Annotated in this window: 15 protein-coding genes; 2 read left to right on the top strand and 13 right to left on the bottom strand. The window is 71.6% G+C overall.

Features of this window, described 5'->3' with window-relative positions:
• Window position 1: 1 nt before the first annotated feature.
• Entirely contained in the window at window positions 2–1558 is a 1557-nt protein-coding gene (hflX, locus tag BH708_RS19220) for a GTPase HflX (RefSeq protein ID WP_076810544.1), read from the bottom strand.
• Window positions 1559–1690: 132 nt separating this feature from the next.
• Between hflX and BH708_RS19215 the strand changes: the two genes are divergently transcribed.
• Window positions 1691–2305, top strand: coding sequence for a class I SAM-dependent methyltransferase (locus BH708_RS19215; protein ID WP_076810543.1), 615 nt, complete (start codon window positions 1691–1693; stop codon window positions 2303–2305).
• A 35-nt stretch (window positions 2306–2340) separates the two neighbouring features.
• On the opposite strand, the gene dapF is transcribed toward BH708_RS19215, so the two are convergent.
• The gene (gene dapF, locus BH708_RS19210) at window positions 2341–3192 is read right to left on the bottom strand and encodes a diaminopimelate epimerase (protein ID WP_076810542.1); all 852 of its coding nucleotides are present in this window, start codon (window positions 3190–3192) and stop codon (window positions 2341–2343) included.
• Window positions 3189–4202 carry a tRNA (adenosine(37)-N6)-dimethylallyltransferase MiaA gene (gene miaA / locus BH708_RS19205; protein ID WP_076810541.1) on the bottom strand — a complete coding sequence of 338 codons (1014 nt, stop codon included), beginning with the start codon at window positions 4200–4202 and terminating at the stop codon, window positions 3189–3191. Before miaA ends, dapF begins: the two co-directional genes overlap by 4 nt.
• A 144-nt stretch (window positions 4203–4346) precedes the next feature.
• Here miaA and BH708_RS19200 point away from each other — a divergent pair, with 144 nt between their 5' ends.
• Complete coding sequence (locus tag BH708_RS19200; RefSeq protein ID WP_253705413.1) at window positions 4347–4832, top strand: YbjN domain-containing protein; 486 nt, start codon at window positions 4347–4349, stop codon at window positions 4830–4832.
• 72 nt (window positions 4833–4904) lie between these two features.
• Here BH708_RS19200 and miaB read toward each other — a convergent pair whose 3' ends face one another.
• The 10 genes from miaB to dapA form a co-directional block, all read right to left on the bottom strand.
• A complete protein-coding gene (gene miaB / locus BH708_RS19195) occupies window positions 4905–6503 on the bottom strand; it encodes a tRNA (N6-isopentenyl adenosine(37)-C2)-methylthiotransferase MiaB (protein ID WP_076810540.1) in 1599 nt (532 codons plus the stop codon).
• 30 nt (window positions 6504–6533) lie between these two features.
• Complete coding sequence (locus tag BH708_RS19190) at window positions 6534–7205, bottom strand: regulatory protein RecX (RefSeq protein ID WP_076810539.1); 672 nt, start codon at window positions 7203–7205, stop codon at window positions 6534–6536.
• Between the two features lie 3 nt (window positions 7206–7208).
• On the bottom strand, window positions 7209–8327 hold the full coding sequence (gene recA, locus BH708_RS19185; RefSeq protein ID WP_076810538.1) for a recombinase RecA: 1119 nt from the start codon (window positions 8325–8327) through the stop codon (window positions 7209–7211).
• 312 nt (window positions 8328–8639) lie between these two features.
• Entirely contained in the window at window positions 8640–8864 is a 225-nt protein-coding gene (locus tag BH708_RS19180) for a DUF3046 domain-containing protein (protein ID WP_076810537.1), read from the bottom strand.
• Between the two features lies 1 nt (window position 8865).
• Window positions 8866–9171 (bottom strand): helix-turn-helix domain-containing protein, encoded by a 306-nt coding sequence (locus tag BH708_RS19175; RefSeq protein ID WP_076811644.1) that lies wholly within the window; start codon window positions 9169–9171, stop codon window positions 8866–8868.
• A gap of 204 nt (window positions 9172–9375) precedes the next feature.
• Window positions 9376–9852 (bottom strand): CinA family protein, encoded by a 477-nt coding sequence (locus BH708_RS19170; RefSeq protein ID WP_076810536.1) that lies wholly within the window; start codon window positions 9850–9852, stop codon window positions 9376–9378.
• On the bottom strand, window positions 9849–10442 hold the full coding sequence (pgsA, locus tag BH708_RS19165) for a CDP-diacylglycerol--glycerol-3-phosphate 3-phosphatidyltransferase (RefSeq protein ID WP_076810535.1): 594 nt from the start codon (window positions 10440–10442) through the stop codon (window positions 9849–9851). The genes BH708_RS19170 and pgsA overlap by 4 nt, the downstream gene beginning before the upstream one ends.
• 73 nt (window positions 10443–10515) lie before the next feature.
• Window positions 10516–13446, bottom strand: a complete 2931-nt coding sequence (locus tag BH708_RS19160) for a DNA translocase FtsK (RefSeq protein ID WP_076810534.1) — start codon at window positions 13444–13446, stop codon at window positions 10516–10518.
• A gap of 201 nt (window positions 13447–13647) precedes the next feature.
• A complete protein-coding gene (locus BH708_RS19155; RefSeq protein WP_083713817.1) occupies window positions 13648–15342 on the bottom strand; it encodes a ribonuclease J in 1695 nt (564 codons plus the stop codon).
• Window positions 15339–16277 carry a 4-hydroxy-tetrahydrodipicolinate synthase gene (gene dapA, locus BH708_RS19150; protein ID WP_076810533.1) on the bottom strand — a complete coding sequence of 313 codons (939 nt, stop codon included), beginning with the start codon at window positions 16275–16277 and terminating at the stop codon, window positions 15339–15341. Before dapA ends, BH708_RS19155 begins: the two co-directional genes overlap by 4 nt.
• Between the last annotated feature and the right edge of the window lie 33 nt (window positions 16278–16310).

Here is a 16310-nt window from a genome sequence, read left to right as displayed (position 1 = left end):
GTCAGGCCGCGCCGTGCAGCTCTGCGGCGAGCGCCTCGTCCACGCGGGCATGGAGGTGGGTGCCCTCCATGACGTGCTCCTCGGCGATGACCTCTCCGCTGCTGTGCACGCGCGAGACGAGATCGCCGCGGGAGTACGGCACGACCACGTCGATCTCGACCGCGGGCCGCGGCAGGCGCTCCGCGATCAGATCGCGCAGCTCCGCCGCGCCCATCCCGGTGCGGGCGGAGACGACGATCGCCTCGCCGACCTGGCTGCGCAGGCGCGCGATCGTCTCGGGCTCCGCGATGTCCGCCTTGTTGAGCACGACGATCTCGGGGACGTCGAAGCCCTCGAGCTCGCCGAGCACGGTGCGCACAGCCCGGATCTGCCCTTCGGGATCCGGGTGGGAGGCATCGACCACATGCAGCAGGAGGTCGGCGTCCCCGACCTCCTCGAGGGTGGAGCGGAACGCCTCCACCAGCTGGGTGGGCAGGTGCCGCACGAAACCGACGGTGTCGGCATAGGTGAACTCCCGGCCGTCGGGCGTCCTCGAGCGCCGGACCGTCGGATCGAGGGTCGCGAACAGAGCGTTCTCGACCAGCGCACCAGCACCGGTGAGCCGGTTCAGCAGGGAGGACTTGCCGGCGTTGGTGTACCCGGCGATGGCGACCGCGGGCACCTGATTGCGCTTGCGGTCGGCGCGCTGGGTGTCCCGGCCCGGGGTCATCGCCGCGATCTGGCGACGCAGCTTGGCCATGCGGTCGCGGATGCGACGCCGGTCCAGCTCGATCTTCGTCTCGCCGGGGCCGCGCGAGCCCATACCGGCACCGGCACCGCCCACCTGGCCGCCGGCCTGGCGGGACATCGATTCGCCCCAGCCGCGCAGACGCGGCATCAGGTACTCGAGCTGGGCGAGCTCCACCTGCGCCTTGCCCTCGCGGGACTTGGCGTGCTGGGCGAAGATGTCCAGGATCAGAGCGGTGCGATCGATGACCTTGACCTTGACGATGTCCTCGAGCGCACGGCGCTGGCCGGGGCCGAGCTCGCCGTCGGTGATCACGGTGTCGGCACCGTGCTCCGCGACGACCTCCGCCAGCTCCGCGGCCTTGCCCTTGCCCAGGAAGGTGGCCGGGTCGGGGTGGGCACGGCGCTGGAGCACACCGTCGAGCACCGTGGAGCCGGCGGTCTCCGCGAGCGCCGCGAGCTCGTGCAGACTGGTCTCCGCCTCGGCGGTGCCACCGGAGGTGTACAGCCCGGCCAGCACGACCCGCTCCAGGCGGAGCTGGCGATACTCGACCTCGGTGACGTCCTCGAGTTCGGTGGACAGCCCCGCTACGCGCCGCAGGGCCTGGCGGTCGGCGAGGTCGTACTGCGCGCCGTCGGCCTCGGAGTCGTAGGTGACGGCGGAGACCGAGGCATCGCCGCGGGAGAGGATCCGCTCGGTCAGCGGGTCCCGGCGGGACGGGGTGGTCGCGGCGTCCGTGGTCTCGGTGCGCGCCGCGGCCCCGGTCCCTCCCGTGGTGGTCCCGTCGACGTCCGTGTCGGATTCGGGTTCGGGATGGAAAGCGATGGGCACGATCGGAGCGCTCCTTGGGGTCGGGGACGAGCTGTGCTTCCAGAATCCCACGTCGTGTCGCCGCGGTCGAGCGATTTTGCGCTGGGCGGAGCAGGGGCGAGGATCCCGCGGCGGGGTCCGTATCCTGCTGGGGTGGACGAGCACTACTTCACCCCTTCCCCGGCGACCGACGACCGACGCTTCCCGCTGCCCGTGCGGCTGGCGGGCAGGGATCTCGACCTGGTCTCCAGCGCCTCGGTGTTCAGCGGGCACGGCCTGGACAAGGCCACCGCGGTGCTGCTGGCTCGGCTCGACACGCTCACCGAGCCTCCCGCCGGTGCGAGGATCCTGGACCTGGGCTGCGGCTGGGGGCCGATCGCCCTGACGGCAGCGCTGGAGCACCCCGACGCGGAGGTGTGGGCGGTGGACGTCAGCGAGCGGGCCCGGGAGCTGACCGCCGAGAACGCGGTGCGCGCCGCGGCCGGGACCGTGCACGTGGCAGCCCCCGAGGACGTGCCCGACGAGATGATGTTCGACGCGATCTGGTCGAATCCGCCGATCCGGATCGGGAAGCAGGCCCTGCACGAGCTGCTGCTGCGGTGGACGGCGCGGCTCACGCCGCAGGGCACCGCCGCCCTGGTGGTCGGCAAGAATCTGGGGGCGGATCCGCTGGCCCGCTGGCTCGCCGAGCAGCTCGACGGCCGCGACGTCGCCAAGGTGGCCAGCGCCAAGGGCTTCCGGGTGCTCGAGATCGGGCCGCGCCGCTGAGATCGGCTGCGCCCGGGGCACCCGGCCGGGCCCGCTCAGCCGCGCATGACCCCGTCGGCCACGAGCACGGCCGGGCCGGTGAGGGTGACGTCGCCCGCGGCGCTCCAGCCGACCTGGAGCCGTCCTCCCGGGACGTCGACCGTCCAGGGCTCCCCGGTCTCGTCGCCGGCGCGATGGGCCGCGGCGACGGCGACGGCGGCCACGCCCGTCCCGCAGGAGCGGGTCTCCCCCACCCCGCGCTCGAGGACCCGCATCGCGACGTGGCGGTCGCCGCGCGCCGCCACGAGCTCGATGTTGGCGCCGCCGGCGGGTGCCGGATCGAGGGTCGGGGGCCGACGCATCAGGTCGAGATCCGTCAGGTCGAGGTCCGCGGGCAGGAAGGCGACGGCGTGGGGGTTGCCCATGTCGACGTCGGTCGCCTCGAGCCGATGCCCGTCGATCTCGACGGTGCGCGCCGCGGGGACGAGATCGCTCGCGCCCATCCCCACCCGCACCGACCAGGAGGCCCCCTGGCGGGCGGGGTGCTCGAGGATCTCGACGGTGCGCACCCCGGCCCGGGTCCAGATCGCGAAGCCGTCCTCGCGGACATGACCGGCGCGCCGCAGGTGGGCGGCGAGCACCCGGACCCCGTTCCCGCACATCTCGGCGAGGGAGCCGTCGGCGTTGCGGTAGTCCATGAACCATTCGGGGGCGTCCGACGGGGCGTCGATCCCCGCCCGCCGGGTGCGGACGGCCCGGATCACGCCGTCACCGCCGATGCCGGCCCGACGGTCGGCGAGGGCGACGACCTGCTCAGGACCCAGGTCCAGCCGGCCCTCGGGGTCGTCGAGCAGCACGAAGTCGTTCTCGGTGCCGTGCCCCTTGGTGAAACGCACGCTCTCGGTCATGGCTCGAGCCTAGGGCCCCGAGCCTGGTCGGAGGGATCCGCCGTGATGCCCGCCTCGATCTCGGCCAGGGCGCTGCCGACCGTGCGACGCCGTCCGGCCGCCGGGTCCGTCGGGGCGTCGATCCAGCGCACGCGGTGATCGCGGCGGAACCAGGTGTCCTGCTTGCGCACCAGGCGGCGGGTGCCGGCGATGGTGGAATCGATGGCGTCGGGGCAGCTCATGCGGCCCTCGAGCACCGCCAGTGCCTGCTCGTAGCCGATCGCCCGACGGGCGGTCGCACCCCGGCCGAGCCCGCGGCGGCGCAGCTCGCGGACCTCCTCGAGCAGGCCGAGGTCCACCATGCGGTGCACGCGGCGGGCGATGCGGGCGTGCAGATCGGCGCGGTCGAGGCGGAGGCCGATCTGGACGGTCCGCTGCTGGACGTACTGCGGACGGGGCAGGAAAGCGGTGAAGGAGCGCCCGGTCAGCTGCCCCACCTCGAGAGCGCGCACGATGCGCCGGGTGTCCCGGGCTCCGATCGCGGCGGCGGCCTCGGGGTCGGTGCGGGTCAGCTGCGCATGCAGCACCTGGGGCCCCTCCTGCTCGGCGCGGGCCTCCAGACGGGCGCGTGTGGCGGCGTCGGTGGGCGGGAACTCGATGTCATCGAGCACGGCTCGCACGTACAGCCCGGAGCCGCCGGCCAGGATCGGGGTGCGGCCCCGGGCACGGATCGCCGCGATCGCCTCCCGTGCGGCACGCTGATAGGCGGAGACGCTCGCCTCCTCGGTCACCTCGAGCACGTCGACGAGGTGATGGGGGACGCCTTCGCGCTCGGCCGGGGGGACCTTGGCGGTGCCGATGTCCATGCCGCGGTAGAGCTGGAGGGCGTCGGCGCCCACGACCTCGCCGTCCAGGTGTCGGGCCAGGGCGATGGCGAGGTCGGACTTCCCGGTGGCGGTGGCGCCGACGATCGCGATCAGCGGCGCGGAGCCGGTTGGTGGTCCGCCACCGGGGTCCGAGGGGTCGTCCATACCCGCATCCTACCTGCGCACTCACCCAGGGTCAGGCGGATCACTCCTGGTGAGGGGCCGAATACCAGGGGGAGGGAGTAGGGTGAGCCGCGGTCCGGGTCCCCGGGCCGTCCTCATCTCCTAGTGCGATACCTGAGGTTGGAAGTGACTGCACCGAACGAGTCCTCCGCGCTGCCGGACTCGGCCGCTTCTCTGGCTCCGATGTCCCTGACGAGGGTCGAGGAGAGTCTCACCCGTCACGGGTACGCCTTCGTCGAGGACGAGGAGCACCCCGAGATCCTCCGCGCCCGGTTCGACGACTACCGCTTCCAGTTCATGCTCTCCGGCGAGGACCACGCCGTGATGCAGACGCGTGGTCGCTGGAACCACTCCGTGGACATCTCCCGCAAGGTGGAGATGGTCAAGCTGTGCAACGAGTGGAACATGAACCGCGTCTGGCCCAAGGTCTACGTGCGCCGGGAGTCCGAGGGGCTGCTGGGTGTCTACGGCGAGCTCGCCGCCGACTTCCGCGCCGGTGCCCTGGATTCCCAGGTCGACAGCGCGATCAAGTGCGGGCTGAGCACGGTGATCGCCTTCTTCCACAGTCTCGAGGAGAGGCTGGGCCCGGAGCTCGACGAGCTCGACGGCTGACGCCGGCCCCCTCCCCGTCCACGCCGCGGCCGGTGCCCTCCCGGGTACCGGCCGCTGCGCTGTCCGGGCAGGTCAGGCCCGGCGCAGGCTCGGTATCCCGAGAGTGACAGGACCCGCCGTCGCCGCGCCGCCGTGGCCGGTGCCGCAGGCGGGCCCGCTGTCGGTCCCCTGCACGCCGGCCTCCCAGGCATCCCCCGAGCGCGTGCGACGCACCGAGAACTGCTCCCGCGTCGGGGAGGCGCCGGGGGCCGGCTCGAGGGCGCTGTCGGCGATCAGGTAGTGCGGGGCGGCGCGGGTGACCGTCGCGGTCACCAGGTCGCCGGGGCGAGGGCGCCGGGACTCCGGCAGCTCGGTCGGCAGGGACAGGTGGACCAGGCGATGGTCCCGGGAGCGTCCGGAGAGGCGATGGGTGACCGCGTCACGCTCCCCCTCCCCCTCGGCGACCAGGACCTCGACGGTGCTGCCCTCGAGCTTGCGGTTCTCCTCGTAGGTGATCCGGTCCTGCAGGGCGATCAGCCGCTCGTAGCGCTCCTGGACGACGTCCTGGGGGATCTGATCGTCCATCGCCGCCGCCGGGGTGCCCGGGCGGATCGAGTACTGGAAGGTGAAGGCGCTGGAGAAGCGGGAGGCCTCGACCACGTCGAGGGTGCGCTGGAAGTCGTCCTCGGTCTCGCCGGGGAAGCCGACGATGATGTCCGTGGTGATGGCCGCGTCCGGTATGCGCTCGCGCACCCGCTCGAGGATGCCGAGGAACTTCTTGGACCGATAGGAGCGCTTCATGCGGCGCAGGACGTCATCGGACCCGGATTGCAGCGGCATGTGCAACTGGGGCATGACGTTGGGGGTCTCGGCCATCGCATCGATCACGTCGTCGGTGAACATCGCCGGGTGCGGGGAGGTGAAGCGGACCCGCTCCAGGGAGTCGATCTCGCCGCAGGCGCGCAGCAGCTTCGCGAAGGCGCCGCGGTCGCCGAACTCGACACCGTAGGAGTTCACGTTCTGGCCCAGCAGGGTCACCTCGGTGGCCCCGGTCTCGACGACGTCGCGCACCTCGGCGAGGACGTCGCCGGGACGGCGGTCCTTCTCCGTGCCGCGCAGGGAGGGCACGATGCAGAAGGTGCAGGTGTTGTTGCAGCCGACGCTGATGGAGACCCAGGCGGCGTAGACGGACTCGCGGCGGGTGGGCAGCGTGGAGGGGAAGACGTCGAGCGACTCCAGGATCTCCACCTGGGCCTCGGAGTTGTGCCGGGCACGATCCAGCAGCACGGGCAGGGAGCCGATGTTGTGGGTGCCGAAGACGACGTCGACCCAGGGGGCGCGCTCGACGATGGCCTCGCGGTCCTTCTGGGCGAGGCAGCCGCCGACGGCGATCTGCATGCCGGGGTGGACGTCCTTGCCCGGTCGCAGACCGCCGAGCGTGCCGTAGAGCTTGTTGTCGGCGTTCTCGCGCACTGCACAGGTGTTGAACACGACGACGTCGACCTCGCCGCGGCGGGCCTCCGCCTCCGGCGGGGCGGCGACGTAGCCGGACTCCTCGAGCAGGCCCGTCAGGCGTTCGGAGTCGTGGACGTTCATCTGGCACCCGAAGGTGCGCACCTGGTACGTGCCGCGGGACGCGGCTCCGCCCTCCGCGGGCGGTGCGGAGTCGGTGGGCAGGGAGCTGAGGGACATAGTGCCTCCAGAATACGGTGCGCGCCGGTCTCAGCGCAGCGCGGGATCTGCGGCCTCGCGCAGTTCGGAGGCGATGACGTGGACCGCCAGCGAGCCCGGGTAGCCCTTGCGGGTCAGCAGCGCATCGAGCCGCCGGGAGAGGCGGCGGCGGTGGCTGCCGTCGCCCTCCGCGCGCAGCCGCTGCCGGTCCCGGTGACCGATCCGGGAGCGGACCAGGTCCCGGCACCGCGTCTCCTCATCGCTCCGGCCCGTGGTCAGAGCGGATTCGATGTGCGCGGGCTCTACCGCTCGATCGCGGAGTTCTCGGCGCAGCGCCTCGTCGCCGAGTGCGCGCAGCGCGCGCCGCTGGGCGACCCAGTCCCGGGCGAATGCGGCGTCATCGATCAGTCCGGCCCGGTCGATGCGCGCCATCACCTCGTGGGCGATGTCGGTCGACACCTCACGTCGGGCCAGGCGGGTGCGCATCTCCCCCTCCGACCGCCGCCGCATCGCCAGCAGGCGCATCAGGTAGCGGCACTCGTGCACGACGGCCTTCTCGCGCTCGCGGGCTCCGGGAGCGACCGGGTCGCGGGGGGCCTCCAGGATCTCCTGGGTGCGCCGGCCGAGGTCGGTGCGGACCTCGGCGGCGGTCGGGAGGTGGCCCGGGGCGCCGGGAGCGGCTGCGGGCGCGCTGTCGCTCCCGGCGGGGCGGAGATCCGCCATGGGTCAGATGGTGGCAGGGACGTCCTCGTCGAGGAACTCGTCCTCGCCGAGCGCGTCCTCCGCGGGCGCAGCCTCCGGGGTCTCCTGCTCGGCGGCGTACTTGCCCACGCCGAGGGTGCGCAGGATCTTCTCCTCGATCTCGACGGCCAGGTCCGGGTTGTCCTTGAGGAACTGGCGGGCGTTCTCCTTGCCCTGGCCCAGCTGATCACCCTCATAGGTGAACCAGGCACCGGACTTGCGGACCACCCCGTGCTCGACCCCGAGGTCGATCAGGCCGCCCTCGCGGGAGATGCCCTCGCCGTACAGGATGTCGAACTCGGCCTGCTTGAAGGGCGGAGCCATCTTGTTCTTGACGACCTTGACGCGGGTGCGGTTGCCCACGGAGTCCGTACCGGACTTGAGGGTCTCGATGCGACGGATGTCCATGCGCACGGAGGCGTAGAACTTCAGCGCCTTGCCGCCGGTGGTGGTCTCGGGGCTGCCGAAGAAGACGCCGATCTTCTCGCGCAGCTGGTTGATGAAGATCGCGGTGGTGCCCGAGGAGGACAGCGCACCGGTGAGCTTGCGCAGAGCCTGGGACATCAGGCGGGCCTGGAGACCGACGTGGGAATCTCCCATCTCGCCCTCGATCTCGGCCTTGGGGACGAGGGCCGCGACGGAATCGACAACGACCACGTCCAGCGCCCCGGAACGGATCAGCATGTCCGTGATCTCCAGGGCCTGCTCACCGGTGTCCGGCTGGGACACCAGCAGGGCGTCGGTGTCCACGCCGAGCTTCTTGGCGTAGTCGGGGTCCATGGCGTGCTCGGCGTCGATGAAGGCGGCGATGCCGCCGTTGCGCTGGGCATTGGCGACCGCGTGCAGGGCGAGCGTGGTCTTGCCGGAGGACTCGGGGCCATAGATCTCGACGATGCGGCCACGGGGCAGGCCGCCGACGCCGAGCGCGGCGTCCAGCGCCACGGAGCCGGTGGGGATGACCTCGACCGGCGGGCGGGTGTCATCGCCCAGTCGCATGATCGATCCCTTGCCGAACTGGCGGTCGATCTGCGCGAGCGCATTGTCGAGGGAGGACCCGCGATCCTTCGCGGTGGACTTGGGGGCAGCGGACTTCGGTGCAGGCATGTGCTTCGTTCCTTCCGGGTGGCCGGGTGGGCCGACGTTGTGACCGTGCGGCCACACTAAGCCGGGCCCCCGACATTCGTCGCCGCCCCGTTCCCGATGTGGATGGCCGGGCGGTGGGGAGGATCGACGAGGTGGTGGACGTCGTGCCGGGGAGACCGTCGGACCCCACTGTACCGAACAGGCGTTCGAACACTCGACAGCGAGGGCTCCTGGCGGCGTGTCGCATGTCGCGTCCGCGGCTGCCCGGCGCGGACGCACCGGCGCCGTGCCCGATCCGAGCGGTCATCGGCCCGCCCGGCGGCGTCAGCGGCCTCAGCGACGTCGCTGCGCGAGAGGGATCTCCCAGCGTCGCTGCTCGGGAACGTCCATCGCCTCGCACAGGGCGGTCCACACCGCACGCACGGGGACCCCGTGCTCGAGGGCCTGCTCGGCGGTCATGCCGCCGACGTCCACGAGCACGAGGTCCCGGACATAGGTGCGAGCCAGGGTCGGGCCGAACACGTGGTCGGCCAGCTCCGCGAATTCGCTGCGGCGCACCTCAGTGCGCGCCGACCAGCGGGCTCGCGTCGTCGGCGAGGCCCTCGGGCACGGTGTCGGGGATGGTGACGCGCTCGGCGAGGGCGATGCGGTCGGACACCTCGCGCAGGACGAAGGACAGCGGGAGGCCCAGAGCCTCCGTCACGGAGACCAGCAGCTCGCTGGAGGCCTCCTTCTGTCCCCGCTCGATCTCGCTGAGGTACCCCAGGGACACGCGGGCGTCGGAGGACACCTGCCGCAGGGTGCGACCCTGTGAGCGGCGCGCGTCGCGCAGCACGTCTCCGAGCTCCTGACGGAACAGCACCATGGCCTTGCCTCCCTTCCTCTGATGGAACTGGTGGAACACCTCGGGGGTGCGGTGCATCGAAGTCATCATGGCGACCACAACGCCCCGGCCGCCCGGTGTGTTCCCCAGAGTCTAGTAGCTCCTCGCTCACACCTGACCGGGAGGTGTGCACGACGAGGCGCCGGAGGGCGGCACCGCCCGTGCGACGCTGACCAGCGCACCAGGTCAGAGATCGAGCGCCGCCGCCAGCTCGTCGATCGCCGCAGCGACCGTCGCGGCCCGGATGCGGGCCCTCCCGCCGGTGAGATGGAGTTCACGCGTGCGCGGGGCGCGGCCGGATCGGGCCAGCCCCAGATGGACGGTCCCGGCGGGGACGCCGCGCGCGTCGGGCCCCGGGCCGGCGACCCCCGTGGTCGCGATCGCGAGGTCGGCGGCGTACAGACCGAGCGCTCCCTCCGCCATCGCGGCGGCGATCTCGGCGGTCACCGCACCCGTCTCCTCCAGGAGCTCGGCGTCCACCCCCAGCACGCGGGTCTTCGCGGAGCAGGAGTAGCAGGCCGCTCCCCCGGCGACCACGGCGCTCGCCCCGGGGACGTCCACCAGACGGGCCACGACGGCACCGGCGGTCAGGGACTCGGCCGTGGCGAGGGTGAGCCCGCGCTCCGCCGCCCGGGCGATGACCGCAGCAGGGTCCGTGCTCACGACGTGGGGCCGGCGAGAGCCTCACGGCGCAGGCGCAGGCCGTCCTTGAGATTCACCAGGCCGGACCAGACGGTCAGGACCACGGCGAGCAGCACCAGGGCGAGGCCGATCCAGCGGGCCGGCTCCCACCACAGCTCGAACGGGATCAGACAGAACGTGATCGCGATCGTCTGCACCATCGTCTTGGCCTTCCCGGCCATGTTCGCCGGCAGCGCCCCGTACTTCAGGATCGTGAAGCGCATGACGGTGATCCCGATCTCGCGCACCAGGATCAGCACGGTCATCCACCACGGCACGTACTCCCACACCGACAGCATGATCAGGGCCGCCCCGGTCATCGCCTTGTCGGCGATGGGGTCGACGATCTTGCCGAAGTCGGTGATCAGGTTCCGGCTGCGGGCCAGGTGGCCGTCCAGGAAGTCGGTGATCATCGCCAGGACGAACACTCCGGCGACCACCAGCCGGCCCGGGACCGTGTCCGGGTACAGGATGGCGAGCACCACGAGCAGCGGGACCATCGCGCACCGCACCATGGTCAGGATGTTGGCGATGTTCCAGAGCGGGACCGGCTCCGTGCGCGGTGTGGTCATCGGTGCTCCTGCGGTGGGTGGTGGAAAGGGGTGACGTCCGCTGCGGCCGGGGCTGCTCAGCGGGCCCGGGCGCTCAGCGGCCGGTCAGGCTCCAGGCGTCCTCGCTGTCCTCGTCGTCGTCCTCGTCGAAGTAGTCGGTGGCGGGCTCGGAGCCGTCGTCGGCCAGCGGATCGCTGCCGTAGCGGTCCTCCGTCCCGTCGGACCCGTCGGTCGCCTCGGGCGCCGGCGCGCCTCCCGGGGCGTCGCCGAGCTCGACGGCCTGGTCCGCACCGTACGCCTGGTCGCCCTCGGCGACCTCCTCGCCGCGGATGCGGGCGAGCGCAGTGCCGAGCTCGTCGGGATGGACCATCACGTCCCGGGCCTTGGACCCCTCCGAGGGCCCGACGATCTCGCGGGATTCGAGCAGATCCATCAGGCGACCCGCCTTCGCGAAGCCCACGCGCAGCTTCCGCTGGAGCATCGAGGTGGAGCCGAACTGTGTGGTGACCACCAGCTCGGCCGCCTGCAGGAGCACGTCGAGGTCGTCGCCGATGTCCTCGTCGATCTGTTTCTTGGCCGCGACGACCTGCACGTCCTCGCGGTAGTTGGGCTTCATCTGGGTCTTGACGTGGTCGACGACCTTGTGGATCTCCGACTCATTGACCCACGCGCCCTGCACGCGCATGGGTTTGGCCTTGCCCATCGGATGGAACAGGGCATCGCCCTGGCCGATCAGCTTCTCCGCGCCGACGGCGTCGAGGATGACGCGCGAGTCCTGCAGGGAGGAGGTCGAGAAGGCCAGACGGCTGGGCACATTGGCCTTGATGATGCCGGTGACGACGTCGACCGACGGGCGCTGCGTGGCGAGGATCAGGTGGATCCCCGCGGCGCGTGCCAGCTGCGTGATGCGCTGGATGGACGCCTCCACGTCGCGCGGGGCGACCATCATGAGATCCGCGAGCTCGTCGACCACGACCAGCAGGTACGGGTACGGGGCCAGTCGGCGCTCGCTGCCCGGGGGCACCTGCACCTCCCCTGCGCGCACCGCCTTGTTGAAGTCGTCGATGTGCTTGTACCCGAAGGTGGCGAGGTCGTCGTAGCGCGCGTCCATCTCCTTGACCACCCACTCCAGGGCCTCGGCGGCCTTCTTGGGGTTCGTGATGATCGGGGTGATCAGGTGCGGGATGCCCTCGTAGATGCTGAGCTCGACGCGCTTGGGGTCGACCAGCACCATGCGCACCTCCTCGGGCGTGGCGCGCATCAGGATCGAGGTGATCATCGAGTTCACGAAGACCGACTTGCCGGCGCCGGTGGCGCCAGCCACGAGCAGGTGCGGCATCTTGGAGAGGTTCGCGACCACGTAGCCGCCCTCGACGTCCTTGCCCACACCCATCACCAGCGGGTGTTCGGTGCGGCGTGCGACGGAGCTGCGCAGCACATCGCCGAGGACGACGGTCTCGCGGTCGGTGTTCGGGATCTCGATGCCGATCGCCTTCTTGCCGGGGATCGGCGAGAGGATGCGCACGTCGGAGCTGGCCACGGCGTAGGAGATGTTCTTGTCCAGGGCCGTGACCTTCTCGACCTTGGTGCCCGGGGCGAGCTCGACCTCGTAGCGCGTGACCGTCGGCCCGCGGGAGAAGTCGACCACCTTGGCATTGACGTTGAACTGCTCGAAGACCTCCTCGAGCGCAGCGACGACCTGGTCGTTGACCTCGGAGCGGGTCTTGTGGGGCGGCCCTTCCAGCAGGTAGGAGGATTCCGGCAGCGTGTAGACGACGTCACCGGCCAGTTCGAGCTGCTCCCCGGCTCGCGGGAGGTCGCCCATCGGCGGCGGCACCAGCTCGGGCTTCTCCTCGGCGGCCGCCGAGCTCGGGGTCGCCTGGGTGGGCGCCGGCTTGGTGGGTCGCCCCCCCTTCGCGGCGGTGGGCATCGGGGTGGTCGCCCCGGCGGCGCCGGCCGAAGCCTCGGCGGCGGCCCCGGTGCCGGGGAAGGTCTTGGCCCGGGAGTTCTCGCCCTCCACGGCGTCGAGAGCCTGGGTGGAGTCGGTGGGTGCGCCGCGCTTCGGACCCTTCGTGCGGTTCTTCTTCGGCGTGGCCGTGGCGCCCTCCCCCTCGGCCACGCCCTGCTCGAAGGCCTCGTCGCCGGCGTAGCCGAAGTTCTCGTGATCGCGCTGGGCCGCGTCCTCGGCCTTCTCCTTGCGGCTGCGGCGGCGCGGGCGACCGGCCGGCTGCGCCTCGGTGGCCTGGTCATGGACGGCAGGGTCCGGCCGACGGGAGCGCAGACCGAGCGCGACGCGCTCGGCGTCCTCCTCCTCGCTGGTGCCGACCATCACGTCGTAGACGCCGCGCAGGCGCGCGGGGATCGACTCCACCGGGGTCGCGGTGAGCACGAGGATCCCGAAGGCGATCACGACGGCATGGAGGACGACCACGGCGACAGGGGGCACCAGGGCCTGCAGCGGGGCGGCGGCGAGGAAGCCGAGCACGCCGCCGCCGCGGGCCAGGGCGTCGATGCCGTCGGCCGGTGCGGGAAGGCGAGCGGAGACGGAGGCGATCGCCGAGATCGCGGTGAGCAGCAGGGCGATGCCGATCGCGATGCGGGTGTTGGCCCGCACGTGGTCGGGCCGACGGAACATGCGCATCGCCCAGCCGGCGGCGAGCAGCGGGATCACCATGGAGGAGATGCCGAAGGTGCCGGCGACCACGGTGTGCACGGCCCCGAAGACGGGACCGGCGGACTGCCACCACTCCACGACGGCCACCAGGGCCGCGATCAGCAGCAGGAACAGCGCGTAGCCGTCGCGCCTCTGCTCCGGGCCGACCTCCCAGCGCGCCACGCCGATGGAGCGGATGAATCCGCCGACCATGCGGGCGATCGCGAGATAGCCGGAGCGCACTGCGCGCACCGGCAGAGGGAGCGTCGACGGGTCGTGGTTCGCGGAGCCGGAGGTGCGGGACGTGCCGGCAGCCGAGGTCCGCGACGAGCCTTTCGACGCACGTGCGGGGGAAGACGTACGTGTCGCCATGGACCCCAGGGTACCGCTCCCCTCCCCTCAGCCCGAGGAGGCGGCGCGCTGCGGCCGGTCGCAGCGGGCGCATCTCACGCCCGCGCCGGACTCAGGCGTCGCTCACCTGCCAGATCTCCTACCGCTCGTCCCTCGCAGCACGTCGATCAGACGTCGCTCACCTGCCAGATCCCCTACCGCTCGTCCCTCGCAGCACGTCGATCAGGCTTCGATGACGATCGGGATGATCATCGGGCGGCGGCGCAGGCGCTGGGACACGTAACGACCGATCACCCGGCGCATGACCTGCTGCAGCTGATGGGTGTCGCGACGGGTGGGCTGGTCGGCGACGGCCTGTTCGAGGGCCGAGACGATCTCCGGGCGGATCCTCTCGAACACCGCATCGTCCTCCGCCACGCCGCGGGCGTGGATCTCGGGGCCCGCGATGAGCGCGCCGGTCTCGGAGTTGACCACGGCGAACAGGGAGATGAAGCCCTCGTCGCCGAGGATGCGGCGGTCCTTCAGATCGGCCTCGGAGATCTCGCCGACGCTGGAGCCGTCCACGTACACGTACCCGTTGGGCACCTCGCCGACGACCGCCGCCACCCCGTCCCGGAGGTCGACGACATGGCCGTCCTGGGCATGGACGATGCGCTCCGGTGGGACGCCGGTGGCTTCGGCGAGGCGCCCGTTGGCGATCAGGTGGCGCACCTCGCCGTGGATGGGCATCACGTTCCTGGGGCGCACGATGTTGTAGCAGTACAGCAGTTCGCCGGCGCTCGCGTGCCCGGAGGTGTGGACTTTCGCGTTGCCCTTGTGGACCACCTCGGCGCCGAGCGCCATCAGCCCGTTGACCACGCGGAACACGGCGTTCTCGTTGCCGGGGATCAGGGAGGAGGCCAGCACGACCAGGTCTCCCGGGCCCACGCTGACGCGGTGGTCGCGGTTGGCGATGCGGCTGAGGGCGGCCATCGGTTCTCCCTGGCTGCCCGTGCACATGATCACCACCTGCTCGTCGGGCAGGTCACCGACCTTCTTGGCGTCGATGAGGGTGTTCGGGGGGACGTCGAGGTATCCCATCTCGGCGGCGATGCCCATGTTGCGCACCATGGAGCGGCCGACGAAGGCGACCCGGCGCCCGTGGGCCGCGGCCGCGTCGAGGACCTGCTGGACCCGGTGGACATGGCTCGAGAACGAGGCCACCACGATCTTCTGCCGGGCTTTGGCGAAGATCGCGTCCAGCGTCGGGCCGATCTCCTGCTCCCCGACGGTGAACCCCGGGACCTCGGCATTGGTGGAGTCGGTCATGAACAGATCCACGCCGGCCTCGCCGAGTCGGGCGAAGGCGCGAAGGTCGGTGATCCGGCCGTCCAGCGGCAGCTGGTCCATCTTGAAGTCCCCGGTGTGCAGCACCGTCCCCGCCGGGGTCGAGACATGGACCGCCAGGGCGTCGGGAATCGAATGGTTCACGGCGATGAACTCGCAGTCGAAGGGCCCGAAGCTCTCGGTCCGCCCCTCCGCGACCGCGTGGGTGACGGGCCTGATCCGGTGCTCGCGGAGCTTCGCCTCGATGAACGCGAGGGTGAGCGCGCTGCCGACCAGGGGGATGTCCGGCCTCATGCGCAGCAGGTAGGGCACCGCCCCGATGTGGTCCTCGTGCCCGTGGGTCAGCACGATCGCCGCGATGTCGTCGAGGCGGTCTCGGAGGAGGTCGAAGTCCGGGAGGATCAGGTCCACGCCGGGCTGTGCGTCCTCGGGGAAGAGCACGCCGCAGTCGATGATCAGCAGGCGGCCCTCGATCTCGAACACGGTCATGTTCCGGCCGACGTCGCCGAGTCCGCCCAGCGGCGTGATGCGCAGCGAGCCGCTGCGCAGTTTCGGCGCCTGATGCAGTCGCTGGGAGAAGGCGGTGGTCACAGGGGTCTCCGAGCCGGGTCGCAGGAGGGGATGCCGTCCACCGCCTCCAGCGCCTCGGCCAGCGCCCGCAGCTGATCGACGTCGGCGGGGACGTGGGGACCACGCATGGCGGCGTGGGGCAGCACCCCCTGCAGGGCGAGGGCGGCCTTGGCGGCGACGGCCCCGGGGATGCGATTCATGATGGCCTCGACGATGGGGACGAGGCCGTGATGGGCGTCCCGGGCGGCGGCGAGGTCGGAGCGGTCTACGGCATCGACCATCTTCCGCTCCAGGTCACCGGCGACCTGGCCGACCACGGACACCATGCCGGAGGCGCCGATCGCCAGCCACGCCAGGTTCAGGGCGTCCTCGCCGGAGTAGTACGTCAGGTCCGTCTGCTCCATCACCAGGGAAGCCTGCTGGAGGTTCGCCTTGGCATCCTTGATCGCCAGGACCTTCTCGTGCTCGCCCAGGCGCAGCAGCGTCTCGTAGGCGAGCGGGGTACCGGTGCGGCCGGGGATGTCGTACAGCATCAGGGGCAGGTCGGTGGAGTCGGCGATCGCGGAGACGTGCGCGACGATCCCGGCCTGGGTGGGCTTGGAGTAGTACGGGGTCACGACCAGCAGGCCGTCGAGCCCGAGCTTCGCATGCTCGCGGGCGAGGTCGATCGAGTGCGCGGTGTCGTAGGTGCCCACGCCGGCGATGACCTTGATCTCGGGGCCGACGGCCGCACGGACCGCCCGCGCGAGCTCCAGCTTCTCGACGTCGGTCAGGGTGGGGGCTTCTCCGGTGGTGCCGGAGACGACGATCATGTCGTTGCCGTGCTCGGTGACGTGCACCGCGAGCTCCTGGGCGGCATCGAGGTCGATCTCGTGGGCGTCCTCGGTCATCGGTGTGACCATGGCGGTCCCCACCGTGCCGAACGGCCGGGCGGGTCGCGGGGCGGTGCTGGTCATGGTCTCCTCCCGAGAAAGATCTGTTGCACGGAG

Origin of the sequence: Brachybacterium sp. P6-10-X1, assembly GCF_001969445.1 — a bacterium.
Lineage (GTDB): Bacteria > Actinomycetota > Actinomycetes > Actinomycetales > Dermabacteraceae > Brachybacterium.
The sequence above is the reverse complement of the archived record's forward strand: the minus strand, read 5'-3'. Positions and strand labels throughout refer to the sequence as shown.

Excerpts from the sequence above, each read along its gene's own strand:
- pgsA (WP_076810535.1), bottom strand. The coding sequence starts at position 10,442 with ATGACCACACCGCGCACGGAGCCGGTCCCGCTCTGGAACATCGCCAAC.
- recA (WP_076810538.1), bottom strand. The coding sequence starts at position 8,327 with ATGCCTGCACCGAAGTCCGCTGCCCCCAAGTCCACCGCGAAGGATCGC.
- BH708_RS19160 (WP_076810534.1), bottom strand. The coding sequence starts at position 13,446 with ATGGCGACACGTACGTCTTCCCCCGCACGTGCGTCGAAAGGCTCGTCG.
- miaA (WP_076810541.1), bottom strand. The coding sequence starts at position 4,202 with ATGGACGACCCCTCGGACCCCGGTGGCGGACCACCAACCGGCTCCGCG.
- dapF (WP_076810542.1), bottom strand. The coding sequence starts at position 3,192 with ATGACCGAGAGCGTGCGTTTCACCAAGGGGCACGGCACCGAGAACGAC.
- miaB (WP_076810540.1), bottom strand. The coding sequence starts at position 6,503 with ATGTCCCTCAGCTCCCTGCCCACCGACTCCGCACCGCCCGCGGAGGGC.
- dapA (WP_076810533.1), bottom strand. The coding sequence starts at position 16,277 with ATGACCAGCACCGCCCCGCGACCCGCCCGGCCGTTCGGCACGGTGGGG.
- BH708_RS19190 (WP_076810539.1), bottom strand. The coding sequence starts at position 7,205 with ATGGCGGATCTCCGCCCCGCCGGGAGCGACAGCGCGCCCGCAGCCGCT.
- BH708_RS19175 (WP_076811644.1), bottom strand. The coding sequence starts at position 9,171 with ATGGTGCTGTTCCGTCAGGAGCTCGGAGACGTGCTGCGCGACGCGCGC.